Raw genomic sequence first — 21,763 nt, 5'->3', positions numbered from 1 at the left:
AAAAGTAACGTAAATCCGCGAATTTTATTCTATATTTGTTTGAGAGTTTGAGTGAGATAACGTGGACGTTTGAATGAATTTGTATGGATAGGATAGAAGAAAAACCAAAATTTGCCTTTCTTGGCAACAGTCACATGGCTTTTTGGGCACTGGATATCTATTTCCCACAATGGGAATGTCTGAACTATGGTGCTCCCGGTGAAGGGCTGGCCTATGTGGAGTCTTTTGCGGTAGACACTTCCGATTGCCAGGTCGTTGTTCAATTCGGAACTAATGATATTTATCAGTTGAACGATGAAAATATAGATGAATATGTAGAGCGTTATGTAAAAGCGGTTCTTGCCGTCCCTTCACTGAAAACATATCTTTTCTGTATTTTTCCGCGTAATGATTACGATGATTACAGTACGGCTGTGAATAAATTTATCCAGATCCTTAACCGGAAGATACACGAAAAATTGCAGGGAACAGATATTGTCTATCTGGACGTATTCAATCGTTTATTGCAGGATGGCAGGCTGAATCCGGAGTTGACTCTCGACGATTTACATTTGAATGGTAAGGGGTACAGTATTCTGACAGAAGCACTGAAACAGGCTTCCGGTTTGTAAAACATACCTAAATACTTCATTCCTTGCTTTTATTTATAAATATGGTGGCATATCAGTTTATTTTTCCTATTTTTGTCCCCAATTTAATAGTAAATAACCCCCATAAAAACGATAAGACTTATGGAAAAAGTAATTATCAATTCGTACGAAGAATTCGAAAAACTAGTAGGCCAACAGATAGGTGTTTCCGATTATGTGGAACTCTCGCAGGAACGTATCAATCTTTTTGCTGATGCAACGCTGGATCATCAATGGATTCATGTAGATACGGAACGTGCTAAAGTAGACAGCCTTATCATAGCACGATTGCTCACGGCTACCTGACATTATCCATGCTTCCTTATTTGTGGAATCAGATTATCCAGGTGAATAACCTGAAAATGATGATTAACTACGGTATGGACAAAATGAAATTCGGTCAGGCTGTACTGTCAGGACAGAGCATCCGTCTGGTGACTACTTTGCACTCGCTGACTAATCTGCGTGGTGTGGCAAAAGCGGAAATCAAGTTTGCTATCGAAATAAAAGACCAACCGAAAAAGGCACTTGAAGGAATTGCTGTGTTCCTTTATTATTTCAATTAATAATAAGCTGAAAAAGACACAGATTCTATCTACTTGTGATAGTGACGGTATCCGATAAGGATAGTGACGGTATATGACAACGATACCGTCACTATCGCAAGCGGATACCGTCACTATTTCTTTTCTGCATCAATCTCTTATATATCAGTCTTTTCTGTATTAATTTTCTCCACGCCAATCAGGGGGCTGACGTTGACTTCTCGTGAATACCTACAACGATTTTTATTTGGGCTATCAGTAAGCATAAGTTTATGTACATTCCCGTTTACCCCTTTACTCCCATGAATCTGAACGGCTGTGCCGGTTTAAAGTCTTTGGTTGCATTTCCGTGATAAGTTTCACCATTGGCGATAGATAATTTGAGTACCGGAGCCCCTTCTGACAAGTCGATTTCCCGAAGATTTACCCAGAACGTATTGGGAGTCAGGCTCGATTCGAAGAAATAGAGCAGATCTTTACTATCCGATACCGTTCTCCATTGTGTGGTGGAAATCTCCGGAAATTCGGGAGTAGAGATGCCATAAGGAACAGAAGTGTTTCGGATAACGCTGAATACGCTTGCTATGGCTATTCTCACATCATCTGTTTGGGGCAGGGCATTGATATAAAAACTGGCTCTTGCAAAACGGTCGGATGGACGGTTGGTTCCGGGCAGGAAACTCAATCCGCCTATTGATTTCCAGTACTCGTTCAGTGCCAGTTGCTTGTTGTAGGTTGGGGAGTTGGTCATCACTTTGTATTCCTTGCTGTGGTAGACAGTCAGCTTTCCACCGATATATTCGAATATCGCACAATCACCTGTTGCATCAGAAATGGATAAGTGTAGGGTTGCCAGGCGGGAGCCATCCGGCATCATATCCGATACTACTTGAAAAGTATTTTCATCAATGGCGGCCACGGCCTCGTCTACGGTGGCGAAGTTATCCAGCATATATTGCACCCATGCAGTAATGGCAAGTCCCGGTTTGCTTTGATCCCTGATCGGATATTCTGCTTCGGGCAACCATAATAGATTGGCTACCAAACCTTTCTCATTCATCCCGTCTGTGCTGGCAATCTCGAAAGCCGAAGTTACCACACTGCCATACTTGGAAGTCCATTTCAAAGAGTTGCTTCCCGTTTCTCCATTTCTTTCCATACCTTTGGGAAATACCCAAAGATTACTGTGCATTTCTGTTTTCCAATCCATAGACCGGCCGGTTGCCACCATTCCATTCTTTCCCGAATAAACGACTCTTGTACACATAATTTTAATTTCTAGTTAAAGGTTTATTATAAGCTGCTTTTACAGGGAATCCAACGGATGCGAATTCATTCCGCAAAAACATATTCTCAAAACAATAACGTTCCATTTATGTTTTAGATAAGTATCAGATATTAATAAAGTATCAAAAAAACAGGTATTATGTCATTAAGTAATCTTCTCATTATATTTTCGTCATCGTTTATGGCGCTTTTTCCGGTGATAAATCCTCTGGGAAACGGTTTTGTTGTCAATGGATTTTTTACAGATCTCGATCCTCAACAGCGGAAAGCGGCTATTCAGAAACTGACGTTCAATTTTATAATGATTGGTGTAGGGACGTTGGTGATAGGGCATCTGTTTCTATTGATTTTCGGTTTGGCTATTCCCGTTATTCAGTTGGGAGGTGGAATACTGATCTGTAAGACGGCAATGGAGTTGTTGGGCGATTCGGGTTCTACTGATAAAGGAGAAGCCAGTCAGAATGTAGATGGTTTCAGATGGAAGAATATCGAACAGAAGATTTTTTATCCCATCACGTTTCCTATCAGTATCGGACCGGGTAGCATATCGGTCATCTTTACTTTGATGGCGTCCGCCAGTGTCAAAGGCAAACTATTGCAAACCGGAATTAATTATTTGGTCATTGCGCTTGTCATTATCTGTATGGCGGCTATCTTCTATGTGTTTCTTTCGCAAGGACAGAGGTTCATTCAGAAATTGGGACCTGTGGGAAATCAAATCATTAATAAGCTCGTAGCCTTTTTTACTTTCTGTATCGGTATTCAGATTTCAGTGACGGGTATATCTCAAATATTCCATCTGAATATACTCTGATTGATAGGTATATTCTTATTTGACAGCTAAATACGTATTTGTACTTATTGAAATGAAAGTGATAAAAACAATCAATTTTTCTTTGCTTTCATAGCCTTTAGGGTGTTTCTTCGTACAGAGCGGATGGCAGGAACCAGTAAGTCCGGTTCCATGATTTCCAGCATGGTACGTAATTCCTGTTGCAGTTCCGGGATGGAGCGCGTCAGTTGATAAGCCAGTTTCATGCAGAGAGATTGCACACCGGCTGGTTCTTCACGGGATATCATGTGTTCCATGCAGAAATCGAGGAAATCCACTCGTGGCGGGTCGGCGGCAGGTTGCTGGCATATCAGGTTCAGAATCATTCTCCGCTTTCCCGAATGTGGGCAGGTCATGGCGGCGTCAATCAACTCGTCCTGTCGTTGGCTCAACCATTCTACATCTGCTTTGGAGAAATGGGTACATACCCACAATGCCTGATAGGAAACAATGTGGTCTTCGTCGAATATCAACTGGTAGACTTCTTCTCTAAGACGCTTGTCGTCCTGTATGAAATGGAGTACTTCTTTGATATCTTCAATGTGTACACGTTCGGATAATCTGGCACGTAGGTTCATGTTTCTTTTCTTTTATCATTAAATTAGCTCAACAATTGCTTGGGGGCACTTACTCAACTGATGTTTGTTTGATATTAATTTCTGTTACCGGGATTGGCTTCCGGCAGTTGTAAATGAAGAATGGGGAAAGGTTTACCCATGCTGTCCGTTTCATCTCTGCCAATGATCTGGAATCCCAGATGGAGATAGAATTGGAGTGCCTTTTCATTCTGTTCGTTGACATCTACTTTATCCATCTGTTTTTTGTCTCTTGCGTATTCTATTAATCGTTTGCCGTATCCTTTTCCCTGCTCGTCAGGGTGTACAAACAACATTTCGATCAGTTCGTTGCTTAGTCCCATGAAAGCGGCAATCTTTCCGTTGGCATTGCGGATAACAAAAAGTTCAACGACTGGTAGATAATGTTCCTGCATCAGTGGTTTGTAAAACTGGATATCTTCTTCCGTCAGGAATCATGCGTGTGACGGACGGACGTTTCCCATACATGGAGGATTTCTTCATAATCTTCCGGAGTAGGTTGGGAGATGCCGGGGAGATAATAACACTGGTGGTCGTAGATATTTCCGTTGTAAGTCAGTTCTGCCTGATGGAGGGTTCCTTCATAGATGAAACCGTTCTTTTTCAGTACTTTCTGTGAACGTTTATTATGTGGATAACAAGTGGCAGTGATGAGGCTTAGTTTCAATTTTTCAAAACCGTATTTGAGAACGCCTTGCACTGATTCAGTCATATATCCTTTGCCCCAATAGTTCTCGTCGAGCCAGTAACCCAACATTCTCACTTGTGGGTTTTCTCGTTTGGGATCGGGGATGATTCCTACGGAACCGATCAGTTGTTGCGTTTCTTTTAGTATCATTGCCCATATACCTTCCTGATTAATAAATGTGGAATGGAGTATACGGCGGGACTCTTCCAATGTTTGGTGGGGCGGCCATCCGGCATTGTTCCCCAAATTTGGGTTTTGGCAACAGGCGAAAAATGCTTCTGCATCTTCTTCTTCAAAAGGGCGGAGAAGCAAGCGTTCTGTATCGAGCGTTACGGAATGAATACTTTCTGTTTCGGTGTTTGGTCTAGCTTCAGCTTCCGGTCCAACTTCAGTTTCAGCTCCGATTGCTGTTTCTGTTTTTCCTTCCCCTTTTCCTTCTCCTCCTCCTGTTATTTCCTGATATACACATTCAATCCGATTTCCATCAGGATCGAGCACAACACTTTCAAAGTATCCGTCTCCCGAAGTACGCGGTTCACCGGCGATGGTATATCCTTCCGAACGCATCTGTTCGGTGAAACGTAATACTTCTTCCTGGCTGGGAAAGGTGAAAGCAAAGTGTGTCAGTCCGACCCTGTTTTCTTCAATGGGGGTGTTTTGTACGTCTGTACGACTCATGAGTTCCAAGTCAGTTCCCTCTCCGAAAGAGACAAAGTATGACTCAAATCCTTTCTTGGGATTAATGTATTTCTCATTGCTTTTTCCTCCGAAGAAACGGACATAAAATTCTTTTAATTCTTCCAGCCGGAAGGTCCAAATGGCAATATGATGCAGTTTCATATAAATGTATTTTTAATTCCTATTACTTTTTACTTTGTTTCAATCCTGATTCGTACCGAACGTGTTTTGTGTCGTTCTTAATGCTGTATTATGTATTCGTAAACGATGCGGGAAATATCAGCGATAGTCTTACTGTTCGCCTGACTGTTTTCTTCAGAATCCTTCACGAAGACAGCTATGCTATAAGTACGTCCATCGGGTAAAAGAACGAAACCGATGTCATTACAACCAATCTGCTGTCCTTTCGCATTAAGATCTCCCGTTCCGGTTTTGTGACCTACGGTTACTTTTTTATCAAGCAACGGAGCAACCAAACGGTCTTGCCCGGTTTGACATTCCACCATTGTCTGATATATAAAGTCTTTGTACACTTTTGCAAACAAGGGTTTCTTACAGAATATCTCCAATAATTCGGCAGCAGCTAACGGAGTGGTCCAGTTTTGATAACACAGATTCAAGTCTTCGTGCATCGCTGTTTCTGTTCCAACGATGGCGCACTCCCGAACTCCTAATGAATGGATATACCTATTCACAGCTTCCGGACCACCTTGATAGTTAAAAAGAATATCGCAAGCATTGTTATCGCTCTGCTGAAGTGTGTATTTTAACAGGTCGGCAATACTCATTTCAATTCCTCCTTGCGGATATTTATCTCGCAGCGGACTGTAAGTATCCGGCTTTAAATCTGATTTTTTGATTGGCAACCGGGTGTCTAGTGATTGTTTTTTCTTTCCCATATAATCGGTTAATGCCAACGCCTGATGAAACTTGAATACGCTCATCAACGGGTAGTGAATGTCATTATTGACAGTTACTGTATCTTTTCCGTTAATAATAACGGCAATCCCTATTTCAGCTTTCTTATCTTTGATTGCCTGTTTCAACTGTGTTTCAAGTTTGCTTTGTTGGGCAAGCAGGAGGGTGGGTACTAAACAAAGAAGCACTATGAATGAACGCATAATCAATTTCCTCTTTTAACGGGTTACTAATTCTCTATTGAAGTCACATTCTCTATTGAAGTCACAAAGGTATAAATAGTAATTGCCTTTGCAAATTCTCATCCCAAAATAGTGATGTCGGATAAGAAATTCCTACTTTTGTGAATTAATCAATAAGTGAATAGATATTATGTTAAAATGTCAGTCGGAATTGTTTCAGCCGTCATTGAAATTGGTGGATGGCTTGAAGATGAATACAAAAGAGGAATTAAAGAGGATGGCGAAAATTTTGCTTTTACCTGTTCCTACCAAGTTGCACAAGGATGAGTATGTAACTTATTTTGCAGAAGCTGTTTTGACCTGTCCTGAAATGTGGCTTTCCCGGTTGACGCATTATGAACTGGCATTACTTGATAAGTTAGTGAAAGCGGGATCTGGTAGTTACGTAGAATGTACAAATTCTTTTTTGGTGACTACTTTGGAAACTCTTTCTTTCATAGCAACGGACTGTAGTCACATGGATGAGAGTAAAGTCCGTTATATGATCTGCGATGAATTGCGTGAGGCAGTAGCTCCTTATCTGAATGAACTGTTGACTTCCCAAAAGCAATCTGTTCGTTTTATGATAGAACAGTATGCCTGTGGAATCGTAAATTTATATGGTTTTCTCTCTTATTCGGACTTATTGTATATACTGGTAGGCTATTTGCAGCATTCAGTGACAAAAGAAGAAATAGCTGACAGTTTGGCTAATTCGGCATTGATACAGCGACTAACCTTTGAAGTGGAAGATGGTTATAATACAAACCTTTACATAGAGTCTCCTTTTTTGGATGATTTTGAATCTTTGGAGGAGCAATTGTATCTGCGCCGTGATATACCGGACAGGAAGAAGTTTTCTAAAGAGGAAGCCTTTTCAGCGGGCATGATGCCATTGAGTATCATTCCTAATCCGTGTTGGGATGAATTGAAGGAGTATATGATGAAGAAACTGGGATATACGGAGGAAAAAGCGAATAGCAGTTTGGCATATTTGTGGTTTACTGCTCAAACGGAAGAAAATTCAATGTCTATTATTACTTCAATGATTAGCCACAAACTTTCTTCCATGCAGGAACTGCAAGAGGCCATTGAACTATTTATGGATTATGTGAATCATTGTCCCCGTTGGTTCTTGAAAGGTTATTCTTCGGATGAAGCATTCGTTTTATTTGAAAAAGACAAATTAAAAAAGAATCCTCCCCGCATTGTTGCAGGTCCCAATATGGAAGCTGCCGGTATGGACATTACTCCGGAAATGCAGGCAAGGATAGACAATCTGTTTCGTGGCATGCCTTCCGGACACACGGTCGGAAGGAACGATCCTTGTCCCTGTGGAAGCGGGAAGAAGTATAAAAAGTGTTGTGGAAGAAATAATTAAGAAAAGGACGATTGTGGAAGAATATCCTGCAATGAGACATATTATGAATTTGGAAGAACAGTGAATTAGATGAGTACTTTTCGTTCCATAGAAGAACTGGTCAAGAGTCTCGACCGAGAGAAAGAACTCTTGAAAGAAATGTTTGCTAAACGGAAATCTCTTTCGTTCCGCTACGATTATGCGCTTGAAATGACAGAGTACAAAGAAGAGCGTATCCGCTATCTGATAGACTATGGAGTTATCCGGGACACTGGCGACTTCCTTGAAATGGAGGATATTTATCTGAAATTCTTTGAAGATGTACTCGAAGTAAATGAAGAAATCAATGTATCTTTCGTGCAGGATTACCTGACACGACTGAATGAAAACATTGACTATTACTTGAAAGAGAATAACGAACAACGTAAATACAACTACCAGCGTGAAGTGAAACGCTGCCTGAAAAACATCGCTCTGACTACAGTCCGCAATGTGATGGACTTGAAAAGGAACATGGATAATACTTATAAGAACGAACCGAATTATAAGATAAAGAAAACCAAACTCGTCCGGCTTGATGAGAAACGGAATAATATTGCTCTGCTGATCCGTAAAAGTGAGGAATTGATAGACTACGGACAGCCTGTTTTCTTCCGGGTGGCGATGGACGTACAAATGCGGAATGTAGTTAGTGACGTGAAACTTCAGCTGAACGATTCATATCACAATCTGATTGAAATCCAGAAGCAAATTATCCATTACCTGAATCTCATTGACTATCAGAATCGTATTTTCGAGAAAGTAAAGAAACTGAAGTATTTGAAAGATCAGTTTCTGTTGGAAGAACATACCAGTATCCGTTCTGTTGCCGCACAAAAAAATCCTGTCTGGATGGAGCCGCAGGTCGGTTATCGCATCAAGCTTTCCATTGATAATCTACGGACTTCCGATGAGGCTTTTCAGATTTTGAAGAAACTTGTCGCGCGGCAGAAAAATTCTCCGAAAGGAATGAAACAACTGGCAGATGCATTCCGGAAGGATACCTGGATGGGCAGTCGCAAATGATAGATACCGTAAACTTGCAGGAAGTGCATAATTCATTTATGGCGTCCAGCACCCACCTGTTCTCTTTTGTGATGAACTATCGCTACCGGAAAGAGGTGACACGTGGAGAGAAATTAATCTTTTTCTGCCAATTGGCGTCACAGTATGCCGACGAACTTCGCTTTACGGATACTTATGAAATCTCCGATGAAGTGGAATACCCTTTAATATATGCCAAATGATGTATGCTGAATGCTAAAAACAGATGACTATGAAATATACTGAAGAGATATTTAATATACTTAGCAAAGGGGGATTCATTTCTTCCAATAGTGTCTCTACCCAAGTGAAACGCTTGTATGATGCCATTGAGGAAGATTTGCCCGATTATTATGATTACTACAAAGGCATCGGTTTTTATCTGGAAGGCGGTGACGGTTATTACTACTTTACCCGCAAGGAATCGAAAGTCGATTTGGAACGTAAACTGGAAGCAATTCAGAAGTGGATTGATTACTTGAGTTCCTGAAAACCTATCATTCGGCATTCGGCCCGGGCTTTCTGTTTCGTGCTGCTGATATTGAGATTCAGATAGGATGCGATATCGAACTGAAAGAAAAGGCAACCAAACTGTTCTCGGATAAGAAGAAATATGATGAAGTAGTCGGCAAACTGCTGAAAGAACTGGAGAGTATAGGACTGATAGAGAAAGAAAACGAACTTGACGGGACATATAAAGTATTGTCGGCTTTCCATTATATGGAGGACTTGGTTGATTGTATCACAATTTCAGAGGAGGTGCAAGATGAGATACCTGAATAAGATTATTTTTCTGAACAGTGCCCATATTCCGTATGCGGAAGTGAAGTTGGATGGGAACGTACATTTTATAGGTACGCAAGGTGTCGGTAAGAGTACGCTGCTCCGTGCCATCCTATTCTTTTATAATGCTGACAAACTAAGACTAGGCATTCCGAAGGAGAAGAAAAGCTTCGATGCTTTTTACTTTCCATACGCCAATTCTTACATTATCTATGAGGTGATGCGGGAGAATGGGGCATATTGTGTGGTAGCTGCCAAATCCCAGGGACGGGTGTTTTTCCGTTTTATTGATGCGCCATTCCAACAGGACTGGTTCATTGACGAACACAATGTGGTACATTCCGAGTGGGGACGCATCCGCGAACATATCGGTTCGAAGATTCAGATTACTGCACAAGTGACTAGCTATGAAATGTATCGGGACATTATTTTCGGTAATAACCGCAAGCATGAAATGATACCTTACCGCAAGTTTGCCATTGTGGAAAGTGCAAAATATCAGAATATTCCCCGTACGATACAGAACGTCTTTTTAAATTCCAAACTGGATGCTGACTTTATAAAAGATACCATTATCCGTTCGATGAGTGATGAGGATATCTCTGTCGATTTGGACTTCTATCGTAGCCAGATAAAGGAATTCGAGCAGGAATACAGGGACGTGATGCTTTGGTTTACAAAGAACAAGAATGGAGAAGTGCCTGTCCGGAAGATGGCGGAGAAAGTAATGAACGCCTATCGTGACTTGATTTATACTCAAAAGCAGATTGGTGAAGGGCGTGCGGAGCTTAACTTTGCGGAGAAACAGGCTTTGCATGAGATTCCGTTAGTGAAGGAAGAACAGGCTAAAGCCGAGACGGAACGTGAACGGTTGCTGCGGCTTATGGGTGAACTGCAACAAAAGTACACCAATGAGCGTGATGGCTTGATTAGGGATATAGGTATAATAAACGATTTGCTCAAAAAGATACGTGAGAAACGTCTGCATTACGAGCAGATGCAGATTGAAGAAATCATCAAACGGGTATCTTGCGAAGAATTACTGATTCAGGAACTTGAACAAGTCCGGAATATGAAATCGGAACTGACAAGGGCTTATGAGGATGTATTGAGCAAGTACCGATTGTTGTTTGAGAAACTGGAAGCTGATTTCCGTACTTTTGAGAATAGCCAGCAAGCACGGATAAATGCTCGGAATGCGGAGATTGCCGGCAAGCAGGAGGAATTGATGCAACAACTTCGTGTGGAAGAAGAGAAAGTAAGGGCAACGCAAGAAGAGAAAGTGCAGACTGTGGATAATCGTATCCGGCAGTTGCGCGATGAACAGGCACAGTGTAACCTGAAACTTCAAAAGGTGAAATACGAACATCCCCATCAAAAGGAAATGTCCGATTGTGAAGACGGCATCAACGAACTGCGCAAAAAGGACAAGGAACTAGAACTTAATATTCGTCAGCAACAAGGAGAAATAAAGCAGTTGAGGCAGGAGTGTGAATGGAAAGTGAAAGAATTGAAATGGGAATTTCAGGCAAAGATGGAGACCGTTCGTAAAGAACGGAGCGCGATTGAAGAACAGTTACAAACATTGGACGCCCTGATTGAGAAACGAAAAGGTTCGTTGTGCGAATGGCTGGAGAAGAACAAACCGGATTGGCAGGAGACGATAGGCAAGGTGGCGGATGAGGAACTGGTGTTGTACAACAATGAACTGCAACCTCAATTAGTGAATAAGGAAGCTACTTTGTTCGGCGTTTCACTCAATCTGACAGCAATCGAGCGTTCTGTCCGCACTCCCGAGGAAATGAAGCAGGAGCGCGATAGGCAACAAGCAGCCCGGCAACTCTGTACCGACCGTCTCACCCGACTGACGGAAGAAGAGGGGGAAGCTGTTTCTTCTTTGGAGAAGAAGTATTCGAAGCAAATACATAGTATTTTGGAAGAACAACATCTGATGGAAGCCGAGCGAATGCAGATTCCTGCAAAATTGAAGAATTTGCAGGCTGATTACGCCTCATGGAAGACGAAGGAAGAGGAATGGAAAAGAGGATGTACCGAAGAATTACAGGCGCAACTGAATGAAATCGGACATCGTCTTTATGTGGCGGAAGGCGAGAAGGAGAAGCATTTGGCGGAACGGGAAAAACTGTTGAAAGCTTGCCGGAAAGTGTATAATGGTAGCAGGACGGAACTCCGGAAGGAACTGGAGGAGTTTGTTGCCAGCGTTCAGCAAGAGATAGAGCGGATGAAACAGCAAACTGCGGAGCGGAAAAAGGAATTGAAGCAGGCGCAGGAGAATGAATTGAATGGAAAGGGTGCTGATACGGTCACTATCCGCAAGTATGATGACAGGCTTGCCGAAATAAATAAAGAATTAGATTATATAGGTAAATCCCGCCCGCAAGTTCTTTATTATGAAAGAGACAAGGAGGAACTGTTTGATAAAGAACCTGCTACGCGAAGCCGGAAGAAAGAACAGGATGCGAAGCTAGTTGCATTGGACGAACGTTTCGCTCTGAAAAAGGAGAAGTTGCAGGTTCAGAAAAAAGGGGCGGACGAGCACCTCGACCGGATTAACAAGGAATTGCACTTATTGGAGGATGGATTGAATAAAGTGGATATGTTCCGGAAAGATGAAACTTTCTGTCCGCCTTCTGTGACAGAAATAGGAGAGAAGCCTACCCGGAAAAATTGCGATGTTATTGTGGAAGAGTTGAAGTCGCTCATCGTATCCACTATCAGAAAAACAGAAGAATTCAAGAAAGCGGTGACGCAGTTCAATGGAAACTTCTCGTCAAAAAACACGTTTCATTTCCGTACGGAACTGGTTGGAGAACAGGATTACTATGATTTCGCTTCCAATCTGTGCGAGTTTGTGGATAATGATAAGATTTCCGATTATCAGAAACATATCAGTGAACGGTATACGGATATAATCCGCCGGATTTCGCAGGAAGTGGGAGGACTGACCCGTAATGAAAGCGAGATACACAGAACAATAAAGGATATCAACGACGATTTTGTCAAGCGGAATTTTGCCGGAGTAATAAAGGAAATAGCTCTTCGCCCGCTTCAGAGCAGCGATAAACTGATGCAGTTATTGCTGGAGATTAAACGGTTTAGCGATGAGAACCAATATAATATGGGAAAGGTTGACTTGTTCTCGCAGGATTCCCGTGAAGATGTCAATGCGGTGGCTGTCCGGCATTTGTTGTCGTTTATGAAATTCCTGCTCGACGATCCGGGACGCAGGCGGTTGGCGCTTGCCGATACATTCAAACTGGAGTTCCGCGTGAAAGAGAATGATAATGACACGGGATGGGTGGAGAAGATTGCCAATGTAGGTTCCGACGGTACGGACATTCTGGTGAAAGCCATGGTCAATATCATGCTGATTAATGTATTCAAAGAAAAGGCGTCACGTAAGTTTGGTGACTTTAAAATCCATTGTATGATGGATGAAATAGGCAAGTTACACCCCAACAATGTGAAAGGTATTTTGGACTTTGCCAATTGCCGGAATATTTTGTTGGTAAACAGTTCTCCCACTACTTACAATGTGGAAGATTATCGTTATACCTATTTATTGAGTAAAGACGGGCGGTCAAATACCCAGGTTGTCCCATTGTTAACCTATAATAAGATAGAAAAATGAGTGGCAGTTTATTTACATTGGCAATGGCGAGGCTGGTTCTGAAAATGCTGGGCGGTGAGCTCATACCTTACACAAAGTTTGATGGACTGATAGCAAATAGATTAATGGATGAGGGAATCATCACTATTGTTCCCCGAGGGAGTAAGCGTAGTTTTCGTATGATTGACCCGGAAGGATGCCGTATCTACATCTCCCAGAATTATACTTCCGGCATGGAGCTGGAAGATTGGATTGAGATGAAGAACTGTCCGGATGAAGTGTCACGTTCGGAGCAAGTGGCGAAGGCGGGGGACTCTAAATTGAGATATACCCGTACGTTCAAAGGTTTTCTCCTTAATTGTTATACGCCTATAGAAGCTACGTTTCATGGCGAACCATGTGTGCTTTCTCCTTTGCAAGGCACTTCTATTTTCATGCAGGATTACGAATATTTCCGTATTCCTGAAGATGTTGTAGTAGTGGGTATAGAGAATGGAGAGAATTTTCAGCATATCCGTGCCCAAAAGTACTTGTTTGAAGGAATGAAAGTTCTTTTCGTGTCCCGTTATCCGCAATCGAAGGATTTGTGTAACTGGCTAAAGATAATTCCCAATCGTTATATTCATTTCGGAGACATAGATTTGGCTGGCATTTCTATCTTTTTAAATGAATTCTATGTCAAATTGGGCAACCGTGCGGAATTTTTCATTCCTGCGGATGTGGAGAAACGCCTCAAGGACGGAAACCGGCAGCTTTATGATAATCAGTATTTGCGTTATAGGGCTATGTTGGTTTCTGACGCACGTTTAAGGCCGTTGGTGGCAATGATTCATAAATATGGGAAAGCGTATGAACAAGAAGGATATATAAAGTATTAAATTAGTCATATCAGCATCTCTATGAAATAAAAAATAAAATATATCTGTCATCTGTCACGGATTATAATCTAACTTGCAGAGTATAAGTATTTAATAGTGTGACAGCACAGTGTGACAGCAGTGTGATGGCAATAATGCTGTCACCTAGAAAACAAAGACAAAATAAAGACGCTGCTCGAAAATAAATAGTATCAGCCATCAATGGATTAGTTGTTTAATTTATTATCCTCGTACTTATGAGTTGTGTCCTGCCTTGAAACCAACAGTTTCAAGGTGCGAAACTTTAGTTTCATACGCTTGAAACTATAGTTCCAATTGCTTGAAACCATTGGTTTCTCACCGATGAAACTACAGTTTCCCTTAGCTGGAACTGTAGTTTCAAGCAGGGAAAACTAATTTGCCCCGTGATTCGGCGGTGGCAATCCCGTTTCTTTCGGTTAAAGAGATGCTTGATATATCAATAATTTTCTGTATTAAAAACTTGTTTTCCTTGTCGGTTTCGGATATTATGACTAATTTAGCAGTCTCAACGATCACAAAGACGCTGACAAAACAAATTATTATCAAATTAATGAAAATTACTCAATTTCGTAGGAACGAAGATACGATAGCGCTTAGCGTAATGGATCTTGATATACTGGTAAATAAGATAAAGACAGAAATAAAATCCCGTCCTGTTTCTACATTCAGAGAGCATCTGCGATATACCCTTTCCGATGAACGGTGTATGTTTGCCGATAAACTTCCCCAAATAATTCCTGCCGCCGAATTCCGAAAAGTAAACGGTCAGAAACAGATGAAAACCTACAACGGTATTGTAGAACTAACTGTCGGTCCCTTATCCAATAAGTCGGAAATAGCTTTAGTGAAACAAAAAGCCTGCGAGCAACCGCAAACCCGTTGTGCTTTCATGGGTTCAAGTGGCAAAACGGTGAAAATATGGACTACCTTTACCCGACCGGACAACTCGCTTCCCAATACACGGGAAGAAGCGGAATTATTCCACGCCCATGCTTATCGATTGGCTGTGAAATGTTATCAGCCCCAGATCCCATTCGATGTACTTCCCAAAGAACCGACTTTGGAACAATATTCGCGATTATCCCACGATCCGGATATCATATATCGTCCGGATTCAGTCCAATTTTATCTCTCTCAACCATCATCAATGCCCGAAGAAACCACTTTCCGTGAAGCGGTTCAGGCGGAGAAATCTCCATTAACCCGTGCCGTACCGGGATATGATGCGGAAAATGCCTTCCTGATGCTTTTCGAAGCCGCTTTTCGGAAAGCGTATGCCGATCTCCGGGAAGCGGGACTCGAATTGAGCGAAGACACATGGCATCCTTTAGTCGTCCAACTGGCTAAAAACTGTTTTGCTTCGGGACTTCCGCAAGAAGAAGTCGTGAGACGTACCGTTTTCCACTTCTATATGTATAAACAAGAAGAGCTTATCCGGCAAATGATTGGCAATATATATACCGAGTGCAAAGGCTTCGGCAAGAATATCAGCCTAAGCAAAGAGCAGCAACTCGCCTTGCAGACTGAAGAATTTATGAAACGCCGCTATGAATTCCGTCATAACACCCAAATTGGTGAGGTAGAATATCGTGAAAGGCTTTCTTTCCGTTTCCGCTTCAATCCTCTCGACAAACGTGCGTTGAACAGCATTGCTTTGGATGCACAAATGGAAGGTATCCCGTTGTGGGATAGGGATATTAGTCGTTATATTTACTCCAACCGCGTCCCTGTATTCAACCCGTTGGAAGATTTTCTCTACCGGCTTCCCGCATGGGACGGTAAAGACCGTATTCGTGCATTGGCAGCCACCGTCCCTTGTAAGAATCCGTATTGGATGGATTTGTTCCACCGTTGGTTCCTCAATATGGTTTCTCATTGGAAAGGAAGCAATAAAAAGTATGCAAACAGTGTTTCTCCCTTACTCGTCGGACCGCAAGGAACACGTAAATCCACCTTTTGCCGGAGCATAATGCCTCCTTCCGAGCGTTCCTACTATACTGACAGCATTGATTTCTCCCGAAAGAAAGATGCCGAACTTTACCTCAATCGTTTTGCGCTTATCAATATCGATGAATTTGACCAGGTGAGTTCGACACAACAAGGCTTTCTGAAACATATTCTGCAAAAGCCTGTACTGAATGTGAAGAAACCTCATGGCAGTGCCGTGCTTGAAATGCGTCGGTACGCCTCATTCATAGCTACAAGTAACCAGAAAGACTTGTTGACCGACCCTTCCGGCAGTCGTCGTTTTATTTGTATCGAAGTGACCGGAGTGATTGACACCAACCGTCCGATAGACTATGAGCAGCTTTACGCACAAGCTATGTACGAACTGGAACATGGCGAACGTTACTGGTTCGACCAGGAGGAAGAAAAGATCATGGTGGAAAACAACCGTGAATTTGAACAAGTCCCGCCGGAAGAGCAACTTTTCTTCCGTTATTTCCGTGCCGCACAGCCTGAAGAAGGGGAGTGGTTGTCTCCAGCGGAGATTATGGAAGATATTCAAAAAGGCAGTTCAATCCCGATGTCTGTCAAGAGGGTTAATCCTTCGGAAGAATACTGAAAAAGCAAGAAATACCTTCCAAACATACGCGTAGCGGTACACTCTATCATGTTGTAAGACTAATAACCAGGTGACGGCAAAAATGCCATCACCCTGCCGTCACCTCTTGCTGTCACAGTCTTATCGGTTCATTACTAAGCTATTAACCCCTGAACTGTGACAGATGACAGCAACTTACCAAATATATTCTTCTGTGTAGCGTTGGTAAGTTGGTTCTTCTTTTATCCCTTTATTGCGGAATAGTTGTCTGATGTAGGCTTGGTCTTTAGGCATAAGCCCCCGTTCTCCACGATAGAATCGATAATATCCCGTTTTTCCATAGTGTCCTACCAATTGTATTCTGATACTGACTGCATCCTCATAGGGGATTCTGTTAAGCAACTGTTTAAGTCCCCATGCCACATGAACTTTGACAGCAGTCTTGAAACATTCGCACTGATTCCCATCCGCAGGATAACGTGCCGGATTAATGATAGTGATATATAGGTTGTCGGCTGTATCAAGTTGTGTAGCTATGTGACGCAGGCATTTGGAGGCTTGTGGACATTGAGCGTTGAAACACCGGGAGAAATTGTAGGGGACAGACGGGCTGTCGGATTTTTCTTTCATCTTGTAGGGTTTATTTTATTTGTGAGATATTATTGTTAATACGTTAATATACGGGAAAATATTCTTCACAAAAGTAGGGCTTTATTTTGGGAATGGGAAACGTTTGGACAAATATTACTGATATGCAAAGAATCTTTTATAGAGAAATTGTGTTGTGATGTATCAAAAAATCTCCATTTCTTTCTCATATTCTATATTTTTACCTATTTTTGTAACTTCCGATAATATAGCCTTATCGGAAGTTACAAAAAAAGACACACACATGAAACCGGAAGAAAAGGCTCGAATAATAATTGACCGTATGCTTAATGATGCGGGGTGGGAAGTAGTTGATAGAAATCATTATTCTCCTGAAGTATCTGCTATAGCAGTCGAGGAAGGCTTGCTGAAAGGTAATCGTGAAGCTGACTATTTACTTTTTTTAAATGGTAAAGCTGTTGGCGTATTGGAAGCAAAGAAAGAATCTGTGTCAATTTATTCTGAATTTGTGGCAGACCAGGCTGAAAAATATACTAGAGGTGTACCTCATTGGTGTCAGGCTTGGATGAATCCTTTACCTTTAGTTTATTTGTCAAATGGAAGGGAACTGTTATTCAGAGATACTCGTGACGTTGATTCTGAATATATTTCTTTGAATAAAATTCATTCTCCTAAAGAAATAGTAAAACTATTAGGACTTAAAGATGATTTTGCAGGACTCCCAACCTTAAAAAGGAAAGGATTAAGGGATTGCCAGTATGAAGCGATAACAAAATTAGAAAATAGTTTTCGTAGCGGGCATGATCGTGCATTGATGGTTTTGGCTACGGGAGCGGGAAAGACTTATACCGCATGTTTGGCTGCCTATCGTTTGTTGGCTTTCACTTCAATGAAGAGGGTTTTGTTTCTTGTTGACCGTAATAATCTTGGAAAACAGGCAGAAGGAGAATTTGGAACATTCCGTTTGACAGAAAATGGTGATCCGTTTAATACCATATTTGGGGTAGAAAGATTGAAAACCGCGAAAATCCCAAATGATGCCAATGTTGTTATCTCTACTATACAGCGTTTATTTTCTTTATTGTCCGGAGACGATTTTATAGATGATGATAATGAAGCGGATTATGTTGTCGACGGCACTAGAAATATGAATTTGCCGGTTCATCCTAACTTGCCCCCGGATTACTTTGATTTGATAATTATTGATGAGTGCCATCGCTCTATTTATGGTAGTTGGCGAAGTGTGCTTGAATATTTTAGTTCTGCAAAAATGATTGGGTTAACAGCTACTCCTGCTGTTGAAACATTAGCCTTCTTTAATAACAACTTAATAGTGAACTACACTCTTGAAAAGTCAATAGTTGATGGTGTCAATGTTGATTATAGGGTGTTCCGTATTAAAACACAAGTAACCGAAGATGGCGGTGCAATTCGCGAGGGGGATAAAGTACGTAAAATAACCCGCTATACAGGTAAAACTGAAAATATCGAAACACAGGAAACGACTACTTACACAAGACGGGAACTGAATAGGAGTATTATTAATCCTGCTCAAATAAAGTTGATTTTAGAGACATATAGAGATTCGGTTTATACAGAAATGTTTAATGATCCCCAAAGAGAACCTAATTTTGACTATTTACCTAAGACATTAATATTTGCTTTGAATGATGCTCATGCAAGTAATATTGTTAAAATAGCGAAGGAAGTCTTTGGACGTGAAGATGATACGTTTGTGCAGAAAATCACTTATTCGGCTGGAGATAGTAATGAATTGATACGTCATTTTCGTAATGATAAGGAGTTCCGCATTGCTGTAACTGTGACTTTGGTTGCTACTGGAACAGACGTGAAGCCTTTGGAAGTGGTGATGTTTATGCGTGATGTCGAGTCTGACTCTCTTTATACTCAGATGAAAGGTAGGGGAGTACGTACAATTGGTGATGAGCAACTTCGTAATGTTACTCCAAATGCTCATAGTAAAGATTTGTTTTTCTTAGTCGATGCAGTGGGAGTAACAGAACATGAGCATTATGTAACAACTTCTGGAGTGGGAAACAATGCTGAAACATTGTTGTCTTTAAGGCAACTTTTAGAACGTATCTCTCATGGTGAACTGCCGGATGAACATTTGAGATTGTTGGCTAGCCGTCTGTCAAGAATACATAATAAGGCAAATGAAGAACAGAGGAATGAGTTTATAAGATTGGCTGGTACAGATATGCGGGATATGGCATCTCATATATATGAAGCTTTGGATAATAATCTGTTGCCGGAATATGTGAATATAAACGAACCGAATAACGAACGGAAAGGCTTGGTACGTCCTCTCGCTATTCATCCCGATGCCCGTGAATATCTGTGTATTCTGAACGCCGGATTTGTTACAATTTTAATGCCTGGTGAAGATACATTGATTGAGAAAGGATTTTCCATAGAGGAAGCTCATGACACGACTCAGGCGTTTGAACAATATGTAAATGAACACAGGGATGAGATAGAGGCTTTACGTATTATTTATAACAATAACGGAGAACCTATCACTTATGCAATGCTTAAGGATTTGGAGAATCGGATGAAAATGGAGAATTACAAGTTTAATCCTTCCCAATTATGGAATACATATTCTATTATTAACCCTTCCAGTGTAGTACATTTTGGGACGAAAGAAGAAAAAGAAGCTTTGACTAATATTATTCAGTTAGTCAGATATGCTTATCATCAGGTGACAGAACTTCGTAGCCTGTCATCAATGGCTGCCCAACGTTTTGAATTGTGGTGTGGGCAGATACAGCGTACAATGACTGAGGCTCAAAAGAATACTATCCGTCAGATTGTGAACTATATTGTAGCGAATGGTTCTTGTACAATAAAAGAAATAAAGGAAGATGATAAAACAATAGCGCTTCAGATGATACGTAAGTTTGGTACTATAGCAGCGGTGAATGAGGCTATTGTTTCATTATCTCAGTTTTTAATTTATAATAGAAAAGTAGCATAAAATTAATATGGCAAAATCAAATTCGAATGAGCAAGGTCTGACTAAAAAGGTCTGGACACTTGCCACTACGTTAGCGGGGCAAGGTATTGGATTTACCGATTATATAACCCAACTGACTTATTTGTTATTTCTGAAAATGGATGATGAAAACGTTAAATTGCTTGACGAAGAATCAGCCATACCTGAAGGATATCGTTGGGAAAACCTGATAGAATTGGATGGTCTTGACTTGATAGTTCAGTATGAAAATACATTGAAAATACTGAGTGAGCAGGATAATCTAATTGGTACTATCTACACGAAAGCTCAAAATAAAATAGATAAGCCTGTATATTTGAAGAAGGTCATAACAATGATTAATGAGGAGCAATGGCTGATAATGGATGGTGATGTTAAAGGGGCTATTTATGAAAGTATTTTAGAGAAGAATGGACAAGATAAAAAGAGTGGTGCAGGTCAGTATTTTACTCCTCGTTCTCTTATATCGGCAATGGTTGATGTAACTCGTCCTCAAATTGGGGAAACGGTTTGTGACCCGGCTTGTGGAACCGGTGGTTTTCTTTTGGCAGCTTATGACTACATGAAAAAACAATCACAAGACAAAGGCAAACGGGATTTTTTGCGGAATAAAGCTCTACATGGTTCGGATAATACTCCTTTGGTTGTTACATTAGCTTCGATGAACTTGTATCTTCATGGTGTTGGTACTGACCGAAGCCCTATTATATGTCAGGACTCTTTAGAAAAAGAACCTGATATACTAGTGAATGTTATTCTTGCTAATCCGCCTTTTGGAACCCGTCCTTCTGGTTCTGTCGACATTAATCGAAGTGATTTTTATGTTGAAACGAAAAATAATCAATTGAATTTCTTACAGCATATAATGCTTTCGCTCAAAACAGGCGGACGTGCAGCGGTTGTTTTGCCTGATAACGTACTGTTTGAAGGGGGCGCTGGAGAAGTGATTCGTAAGAAACTACTTTCGGAATTTAATTTACATACTATTTTGCGTTTGCCGACAGGTATATTTTATGCTCAAGGTGTAAAAGCTAATGTGTTATTCTTTACAAAAGGTAGTAGTACGAAGGATATTTGGTTTTATGATTATCGTACAGATGTAAAGCATACATTGGCTACTAATCCAATGCAAAGGCATCATCTTGATGATTTTGTTTCGTGTTATCATGCGGAGGATATAAATGCTCGTGTAGAAACATATAATGCTGAGGATAATCCGAATGGGCGTTGGCGTAAATATACTTGTGATGAAATAATAACTCGTGACAAGACTAGCCTTGATGTATCTTGGATAAAACAGGGCGGAGATAAAGTAGACTATTCATTATCAGAATTAATTGATATTCTCAAAGAGAAAAGTGATAACATAAGTAAAGCGGTGGCTGAGCTTCAAAAATTAATGGCAAATATCGAGGACTAATGGATACAAAGAAACTACGA

Annotated in this window: 13 protein-coding genes and 4 pseudogenes; 11 read left to right on the top strand and 6 right to left on the bottom strand. The window is 41.1% G+C overall.

Annotated features, from left to right (window positions below):
- Positions 1–83 precede the first annotated feature (83 nt).
- Both DXA05_RS06635 and DXA05_RS06630 read left to right on the top strand, forming a co-directional pair.
- The gene (locus DXA05_RS06635; protein WP_008651245.1) at positions 84–611 is read left to right on the top strand and encodes a GDSL-type esterase/lipase family protein; all 528 of its coding nucleotides are present in this window, start codon (positions 84–86) and stop codon (positions 609–611) included.
- A 120-nt stretch (positions 612–731) separates the two neighbouring features.
- Positions 732–1,195: pseudogene (locus tag DXA05_RS06630) on the top strand (MaoC family dehydratase).
- Between the two features lie 265 nt (positions 1,196–1,460).
- Here DXA05_RS06630 and DXA05_RS06620 read toward each other — a convergent pair.
- Positions 1,461–2,441: a linear amide C-N hydrolase gene (locus DXA05_RS06620; RefSeq protein ID WP_117684331.1), complete on the bottom strand. Its 981-nt coding sequence runs from the start codon at positions 2,439–2,441 to the stop codon at positions 1,461–1,463.
- Between the two features lie 159 nt (positions 2,442–2,600).
- Between DXA05_RS06620 and DXA05_RS06615 the strand changes: the two genes are divergently transcribed.
- Positions 2,601–3,275 carry a MarC family protein gene (locus DXA05_RS06615; protein ID WP_049703233.1) on the top strand — a complete coding sequence of 225 codons (675 nt, stop codon included), beginning with the start codon at positions 2,601–2,603 and terminating at the stop codon, positions 3,273–3,275.
- Positions 3,276–3,346: 71 nt separating this feature from the next.
- On the opposite strand, the gene DXA05_RS06610 is transcribed toward DXA05_RS06615, so the two are convergent.
- The 4 genes from DXA05_RS06610 to bla form a co-directional block, all read right to left on the bottom strand.
- Positions 3,347–3,871, bottom strand: coding sequence for a hypothetical protein (locus tag DXA05_RS06610; protein WP_008021126.1), 525 nt, complete (start codon positions 3,869–3,871; stop codon positions 3,347–3,349).
- Between the two features lie 74 nt (positions 3,872–3,945).
- Entirely contained in the window at positions 3,946–4,284 is a 339-nt protein-coding gene (locus DXA05_RS28315; RefSeq protein ID WP_347812590.1) for a GNAT family N-acetyltransferase, read from the bottom strand.
- 32 nt (positions 4,285–4,316) lie between these two features.
- Positions 4,317–5,417, bottom strand: a complete 1,101-nt coding sequence (locus DXA05_RS06605) for a GNAT family N-acetyltransferase (RefSeq protein WP_347812589.1) — start codon at positions 5,415–5,417, stop codon at positions 4,317–4,319.
- 77 nt (positions 5,418–5,494) lie between these two features.
- Positions 5,495–6,376 carry a class A beta-lactamase, subclass A2 gene (gene bla, locus DXA05_RS06600; RefSeq protein ID WP_128858941.1) on the bottom strand — a complete coding sequence of 294 codons (882 nt, stop codon included), beginning with the start codon at positions 6,374–6,376 and terminating at the stop codon, positions 5,495–5,497.
- A gap of 169 nt (positions 6,377–6,545) precedes the next feature.
- Here bla and DXA05_RS06595 point away from each other — a divergent pair, with 169 nt between their 5' ends.
- The 6 genes and pseudogenes from DXA05_RS06595 to DXA05_RS06570 all read left to right on the top strand — a co-directional run bounded on the left by DXA05_RS06595 (position 6,546) and on the right by DXA05_RS06570 (position 16,790).
- On the top strand, positions 6,546–7,775 hold the full coding sequence (locus DXA05_RS06595; RefSeq protein ID WP_120145201.1) for an SEC-C metal-binding domain-containing protein: 1,230 nt from the start codon (positions 6,546–6,548) through the stop codon (positions 7,773–7,775).
- A 69-nt stretch (positions 7,776–7,844) separates the two neighbouring features.
- Positions 7,845–9,040 (top strand): annotated as a pseudogene (locus DXA05_RS06590) (hypothetical protein).
- Positions 9,041–9,069: 29 nt separating this feature from the next.
- Positions 9,070–9,620, top strand: a pseudogene (locus tag DXA05_RS06585) (hypothetical protein).
- Positions 9,604–13,272: an ATP-binding protein gene (locus DXA05_RS06580; protein WP_128858940.1), complete on the top strand. Its 3,669-nt coding sequence runs from the start codon at positions 9,604–9,606 to the stop codon at positions 13,270–13,272. Before DXA05_RS06585 ends, DXA05_RS06580 begins: the two are co-directional and overlap by 17 nt.
- Positions 13,269–14,129 carry a hypothetical protein gene (locus DXA05_RS06575; RefSeq protein ID WP_128858939.1) on the top strand — a complete coding sequence of 287 codons (861 nt, stop codon included), beginning with the start codon at positions 13,269–13,271 and terminating at the stop codon, positions 14,127–14,129. Before DXA05_RS06580 ends, DXA05_RS06575 begins: the two co-directional genes overlap by 4 nt.
- 571 nt (positions 14,130–14,700) lie before the next feature.
- A pseudogene (locus tag DXA05_RS06570) lies at positions 14,701–16,790 on the top strand (BT4734/BF3469 family protein).
- 100 nt (positions 16,791–16,890) lie between these two features.
- Here DXA05_RS06570 and DXA05_RS06565 read toward each other — a convergent pair.
- Complete coding sequence (locus DXA05_RS06565; RefSeq protein WP_128858938.1) at positions 16,891–17,325, bottom strand: DUF6078 family protein; 435 nt, start codon at positions 17,323–17,325, stop codon at positions 16,891–16,893.
- A gap of 262 nt (positions 17,326–17,587) precedes the next feature.
- Between DXA05_RS06565 and DXA05_RS06560 the strand changes: the two genes are divergently transcribed.
- Together DXA05_RS06560 and DXA05_RS06555 are read left to right on the top strand one after the other, a co-directional pair.
- Positions 17,588–20,305: a DEAD/DEAH box helicase family protein gene (locus DXA05_RS06560; RefSeq protein ID WP_128858937.1), complete on the top strand. Its 2,718-nt coding sequence runs from the start codon at positions 17,588–17,590 to the stop codon at positions 20,303–20,305.
- A 7-nt stretch (positions 20,306–20,312) separates the two neighbouring features.
- Positions 20,313–21,743 (top strand): class I SAM-dependent DNA methyltransferase, encoded by a 1,431-nt coding sequence (locus DXA05_RS06555; RefSeq protein WP_128858936.1) that lies wholly within the window; start codon positions 20,313–20,315, stop codon positions 21,741–21,743.
- Positions 21,744–21,763 lie beyond the last annotated feature (20 nt).

It is taken from the genome of Bacteroides sp. AM54-2NS (genome assembly GCF_003602935.1).
In the GTDB taxonomy this organism is placed as follows: Bacteria; Bacteroidota; Bacteroidia; order Bacteroidales; family Bacteroidaceae; genus Bacteroides; species Bacteroides xylanisolvens.
The sequence above is the reverse complement of the archived record's forward strand: the minus strand, read 5'-3'. Positions and strand labels throughout refer to the sequence as shown.